This is a genomic window from uncultured Campylobacter sp. (assembly GCF_938030785.1).
Lineage (GTDB): Bacteria > Campylobacterota > Campylobacteria > Campylobacterales > Campylobacteraceae > Campylobacter_B.
In genome coordinates, this window is the sequence record NZ_CALHIK010000037.1 from 1 (window position 1) to 4,562 (window position 4,562).

Genomic DNA, 4,562 nt, shown 5'->3' on the forward strand with positions numbered 1-4,562 from the left:
CTTCATTTTTTCACAAAGGAAACCTAATGTTAGAAGGTATCGTTAGAGATAGTATCGGTAAAAGGGCTTCAAAATCCCTAAAACGAGATGGTTATCTAATCGCTAATATTTATGCGAAAGGATTTGACAATATTAACGCAGCGTTTAAGGTAAACGAATTTATTAAAGCTACGCGCGCAAAAAAAACCCTTCCTTTCGAGGTTAGCGTAGGCGGCAAGGTTTATAAAGTCGTCATTCAAGAATACCAAAAGCACCCCGTCACAAACACCCTAACTCACGTAGATTTGCGCGTAGTTCAGGATGACGTGGTAAGCAAATATCTAGTGCCGGTTAAGGTAACAGGCATCGCCAAAGGTTTAAAAAACAAAGGTATTTTGGTGCAATCCAAGCGCCGTATCGCAGTAAAATGCGCCGGCAAAGACCTACCGAACGCTTTTACGTTGGACGTGAGCGATCTTGACGTAGGCGATTTTCTTTTGATCCGCGACATCCCTGTAAAAGAGGGCGTCAACATCATCCTAGAAGGCTCGGTAGCGGTAGTCGGAGTTACTTCGGCTAAATAGGGGCGCCTATGATACTGATCGCAGGACTTGGAAATCCGGGTCAGAAATACGTAGACACCAGACACAACGTCGGATTTATGCTAATCGACGAAATTTTAAAGACGGGCGGCTTTAGCGAGCTCGGCTCGTCTAAATTTCAAGGCGAGCTCTTTAAAAAGGGCTCGCTTCTTCTTTTAAAACCCCAAACTTTTATGAACTTAAGCGGCAACTCCGTAAAGGCTGTGAACGATTTTTACAAACCGGAGCGCATCATCGTAGTGCACGACGATATAGATTTGGATCTGGGCGCCGTTAAATTTAAAAAAGGCGGCAGTAGCGGCGGGCACAACGGCATCAAATCGATCGACGCGCTAATCGGCGCGGATTACGAGCGTGTGCGTATCGGCGTGGGTAAAAAACAGCAGGGGCAGGACGCGGCAAATTTCGTACTCGGAAATTTTAACGATAGCGAGCGCAAGAGGCTGGGCGAAATTTTGCCCTACGTCGCGCGCGCGGTAGAGGCGCTACTTAGCGGCGACATAGAGGATATCGCGCAAAAATTTACGATAAAAAGGGGCTGCTCGTGGAGCTTTACGTAAAATACGCAGGCCTTGTTTATTTTAAATACTTCTTTATTTTGCTCGTGGCGCTCGAGTTTTTCTACGTCGGCATCGACGTGCTGACCAATCTAAAAGACTTCCCCTCAAGCGCAAACACTGCTCTTTTGTATATCGCCCTAACCGCCGCGGTCGCGCTTAGCTACACGCTGCCGCTAAGCCTCATTTTCGCGCTGATTTTAATGATGTTTAATATGATTAGAAGCAACGAGCTAGTGAGCTTCTACGCGCTTGGAGTCAGCAAAAACGCTCTAATCGTACCGCCGTTTTTGATCGCGCTTTTTATCACCGCGGGCTTTATATCTTTAAATTCCACCTCGTTTGCATACGCGCTGAAATTTCAAAAAAACCTGACCGATCTTGCGCCCGCTAGCGAAGATATGTTTTTAAAATTTGAAGGCAAATATATCTATATCAAAGCCCTTAACGGCAAAGGCGCAAGCGGCATCACGATCTTTGATATCGGCTCAAATTCCCTTTCTTCGCGCTCTAGCGCTAGCTACGGCGAATACCGCGGCAAAATTTGGCATCTGCGTGACGTAAACACCACTTCGCTGCCGCGCGATATTACGCTTGGAGGAGCCGGACTAAGCTACGCTTTTAGCGGTGAGAGCGAGGCGCTTAAGGGCTTTGATCCCGCCTCGATCGAGAGCATTTACGCTACGAGCAACGTCTATTCGATCAAGGACGCGATCCGCTCCATCCGTACCTTCGCAGATCAAGGCGTCAACGTCGCTACAATCAAGGCAAGCCTTTATAATATGCTTTTCTTCCCGCTATTTGCGCCTCTGATGGTTTTGATACTTTATTATTATCTGCCGGTTACGGGGCGATTTTTCAACCTCGCGCTGATGAGCTTCGCCTTTTTCATCGTCACGCTGTGCGCGTGGGGGGTATTTTTCGTGCTGATCCGCTTCTCGCTAAACGGCGTAATCGTCCCCGAGCTCGGCGTCATAGCGCCCATAGCCGCGCTATTTTGCTTCGCCTCGTTTTTGGTTTTTAAGCATCGTTAAGCCTTGATTTGTTAGAATGGCGCAAAATTTATCGGTGGAAATTCTATGGATTATTCAAGCTTAGCCCGCAAATACGGCACTCCTTTATACGTTTACGATTTTAACGAGATACAAAAAAATTTCATAGCGCTCAAAGAAGCCTTTGCAGCACGCAAATCGCTCGTTTGCTTCGCGATCAAAGCAAGCTCGAATTTAAGCATTTTAAAATTTTTATCGGATCTGGGCAGCGGCTTTGACTGCGTCAGCATCGGCGAACTACGTCGCGCGCTGTATGTCGGCGCAAAGAGCTATAAGATCATATTTTCAGGCGTCGGCAAACAAGATAGCGAGCTCGAGTTTGCGCTAAAGTCGGACATCTTGCTGATAAATTTAGAAAGCGAAGCCGAGATGCTGCGCCTCGAGCAAATCGCGCAAAAGCTAAATAAGCCCGCTCGCATCAGCATCCGCGTAAATCCGAATGTTGACGCCAAGACCCACCCCTACATCTCCACGGGGCTAAATGAGAACAAATTCGGCGTCAGTATCGAGACTACGCGCAAGATGTATATCTACGCCAAAAAGAGCAAATTTTTAAATCCCGTCGGCATCCACTTTCACATCGGCAGCCAGCTCACGGAGATCGCGCCGATCTGCGATGCCTCAAAGATCGTAAGCGATCTACTGCGCGAGTTGCGAGCCCTTGAGATCGATATAAAATTTTTCGACGTGGGCGGCGGCATCGGTATCCGCTACGAGGATGAAAAACAGATCGTGCTCTACGACTACGCGCAAGGAATTTTAAAGAGCCTAAGCGGGCTAGACGTCACGATCGTGTGCGAGCCCGGGCGCTTTATCACGGGGGCTGCGGGGGTATTTCTTACCCGCGTGCTTTACGAAAAACAAAACTGCGGCAAGCGCTTCGTCATCGTTGACGGCGCTATGAACGATCTCATACGCCCGAGCCTCTACGGCGCGCACCACGCCATTGAGATCGTTAGCGCTTCGGAGTGTATAAATTTAGACGAATCCGGCGCGAGCGAAGTAAATTTAGGCGGCAGGGGCTCGGATCAAACAAACGGCTCCCGCGCAGATAAAAAAAATTTGGGCGGCGTAAATTTAAGCGAAGCTAGCCTCTGCGATGTCGTGGGGCCGATCTGCGAAAGCGGCGACTTTCTAGCCAAAGGGGTGAGTTTGCCCTGCTTGCAAAGCGGCGATCTGCTCGCGATCAAAAGCGCCGGCGCCTACGGATTTTCGATGTCGAGCAACTACAACACCCGCCCCCGCGCCGCAGAGGTCGCGGTTTACGACGGGCAGGACCGCCTGATTAGAAAGCGCGAGAGCTTTGATGAGCTAATCGCGCTCGAAAAGGATTTCGTATGAGCCGCGCGGCGAGCCGTCTAAAACAGGGCGCGATCTTAAATTTCAAACCCGAGCGCGCAGCGGCTTTAAATTTTAAACGCACCACCGCTTTAAATTCTGAGCCAGGATGTACCGTCGCTTTAAATTTCAAATCTAAACAAAATACGCCTCTAAATTTTACGCCAGAACAAAGCCCCGTTTTAAATTTTAATCGCGGCTCTTTAAATTTAAAATCCCGTCGCGACGAATTTTATAGCGCCTTCTTAGCGCGCAGAAGTTGCGACGCGGCTATTGCAAGCGATGAAATTTTAAGATCGCGAGGTAAAAATTTCAAAGCGCAAAGCAGCAAGAGCGGCGGCATGAAATTTCTAAAACCGAAATTTAGGGGCGAGCAGAAGGAGGGTTGTGATGCAAAATATCGATGATCTGCGCGTTTGTATCGACAGGCTGGATGATGAAATTTTGCGCCTTATCGACGAGCGCATGGGGTTTGTCAAAAAAATAGGCGAGCTAAAGCAGACCGCGGGCAGCGCGATCTACCGCCCAGAGCGCGAGCGCTCGATCATCAGCAGGCTGGACGGCGGAAAGGCGCGAAATTTAAGCAAAGAGGCGATCGAGGCGATATTTTTTGAAATTTTCTCGGTTTCGCGAAATTTAGAAAAGCCGCAGATCGTCGCGTTTTTAGGGCCTTTCGGCACTTATTCGCACCAAGCCGCCAAGAGCCGTTTCGGCGCGGTAAGCTCCTATCTGCCGCTCTCAAACATCGAGGCGGTCTTTAAGGAGCTTGATAGCGGCGAGGCCAAATACGGCGTCGTGCCGATCGAAAATAACACCGAAGGCGCGGTGGGAGCGACGCTTGATTGCTTGCGAAAATACGAGGGCGTCAAGATTGTCGCCGAAATTTATATGGATATCCACCACTGCTTTGCGAGCCACTGCGACGACGTAAGCACGGTGGATCAGATATTCTCGCATCCGCAAGGATACAATCAGTGCCTTAAATTTTTAGACGATCACGGCCTTAGCGGCGTTAAATTTACCGCGACCAAATC

General features: G+C 49.1%; 6 protein-coding genes. All 6 read left to right on the forward strand.

The genetic code is table 11. The features are described from left to right. Positions 1 to 26: 26 nt before the first annotated feature. On the forward strand, positions 27 to 563 hold the full coding sequence (locus tag Q0438_RS01960; protein WP_299186738.1) for a 50S ribosomal protein L25/general stress protein Ctc: 537 nt from the start codon (positions 27 to 29) through the stop codon (positions 561 to 563). A gap of 8 nt (positions 564 to 571) precedes the next feature. Further along, complete coding sequence (gene pth, locus Q0438_RS01965) at positions 572 to 1,141, forward strand: aminoacyl-tRNA hydrolase (protein ID WP_299186739.1); 570 nt, start codon at positions 572 to 574, stop codon at positions 1,139 to 1,141. Then, a complete protein-coding gene (locus Q0438_RS01970; RefSeq protein WP_299186741.1) occupies positions 1,126 to 2,172 on the forward strand; it encodes an LptF/LptG family permease in 1,047 nt (348 codons plus the stop codon). Before pth ends, Q0438_RS01970 begins: the two co-directional genes overlap by 16 nt. Positions 2,173 to 2,217: 45 nt before the next feature. After that, positions 2,218 to 3,531, forward strand: a complete 1,314-nt coding sequence (lysA, locus tag Q0438_RS01975; RefSeq protein ID WP_299186745.1) for a diaminopimelate decarboxylase — start codon at positions 2,218 to 2,220, stop codon at positions 3,529 to 3,531. Next, a complete protein-coding gene (locus Q0438_RS01980; protein ID WP_299186748.1) occupies positions 3,528 to 3,935 on the forward strand; it encodes a hypothetical protein in 408 nt (135 codons plus the stop codon). The genes lysA and Q0438_RS01980 overlap by 4 nt, the downstream gene beginning before the upstream one ends. Then, on the forward strand, positions 3,919 to 4,562 hold a 644-nt coding region (gene pheA, locus Q0438_RS01985; protein ID WP_299186751.1), incomplete at its 3' end, for a chorismate mutase. The genes Q0438_RS01980 and pheA, both read left to right, overlap by 17 nt.

Bases quoted from the DNA above. Each gene is read 5' to 3' on its own strand.
- Q0438_RS01960 (WP_299186738.1), top strand. From the start codon at position 27: ATGTTAGAAGGTATCGTTAGAGATAGTATCGGTAAAAGGGCTTCAAAA.
- pth (WP_299186739.1), top strand. From the start codon at position 572: ATGATACTGATCGCAGGACTTGGAAATCCGGGTCAGAAATACGTAGAC.
- lysA (WP_299186745.1), top strand. From the start codon at position 2,218: ATGGATTATTCAAGCTTAGCCCGCAAATACGGCACTCCTTTATACGTT.
- Q0438_RS01980 (WP_299186748.1), top strand. From the start codon at position 3,528: ATGAGCCGCGCGGCGAGCCGTCTAAAACAGGGCGCGATCTTAAATTTC.